This is a genomic window from Nonomuraea aurantiaca (genome assembly GCF_020215705.1).
Taxonomy (GTDB): domain Bacteria; phylum Actinomycetota; class Actinomycetes; order Streptosporangiales; family Streptosporangiaceae; genus Nonomuraea; species Nonomuraea aurantiaca.
The window spans coordinates 1-911 of sequence record NZ_JAIWNB010000124.1 but is presented as its reverse complement, the minus strand read 5'-3'; the positions used below and the strand labels follow the sequence as shown (position 1 = coordinate 911).

The window sequence follows — 911 nt, the reverse complement described above, 5'->3', positions numbered from 1 at the left end:
CCGGTGAGTATTGGTAATGCCGCGCCGTTCGCGGTTCTGGCGGGATCAGCGGTCAGCAACACCAATCAAACCAGGATCATCGGAGACCTCGGAGTGAGCCCCGGCTCCACCGTCACCGGCTTCCCACCCGGCATCGTGAACGGCACCACCCACGCCGGCGACTCCACCGCGGCGAACGCCAAATCCGACGTGGTCGACGCCTACAACGACCTCACCGCACTCACACCCGACGCCACCCTGCCCGCAGAACTAGGCAGCACCACCAGAACACCCGGCGTCTACAACTCCACCACCGGCAACTTCCAAATCAACGGAACCCTCACCCTGGACGCCCAAGCCAACCCAGACGCCATCTTCGTCTTCAAAGCCACCACCCTGACCGCCGCCACCTCCAGCACCATCACCCTCACCGGCGGCGCCCAAGCCAACAACCTCTACTGGGCCATCACCGACTCCGCCACCCTCAACACCTTCACCACCTTCCGCGGAAACCTCCTCGCCAACAACGCCATCACCGTCAACACCCGAGCAGCATCCATCGGACACCTGTTCACCATCAACAACGCCATCACCATCAGCAGCGCCACCAGCCAACCACCCACCCTCCTCCAAATACCCGACGACCGCCCCACCACCACCACAGTCAGCTCCAACAACAACCCCGCCCGAACCGGACAAGCCATCACCTTCACCGCCACCGTCAACCCCACCAGCGGCACCCTCGTCCCCCAAGGAGACGTCGCCTTCAAAGACGGCGACACCATCCTCGGCACCGCCTTCAACAGCACCACCCAACCCGCCACCCTCACCACCTCCACCCTCACCACAGGACAACACCGCATCACCGCCGTCTACCTCGGCGGAACCACCTTCGACAACGAAGAACCCATCCACTTCGCCCCAAGCACCTC

1 protein-coding gene is annotated in these 911 nt (G+C 63.7%); it reads left to right on the top strand.

Annotation, left to right across the window (positions count from 1 at the left end):
* Positions 1 to 93 precede the first annotated feature (93 nt).
* On the top strand, positions 94 to 911 hold an 818-nt coding region (locus LDL49_RS56460; RefSeq protein ID WP_308016331.1), incomplete at its 3' end, for an ice-binding family protein.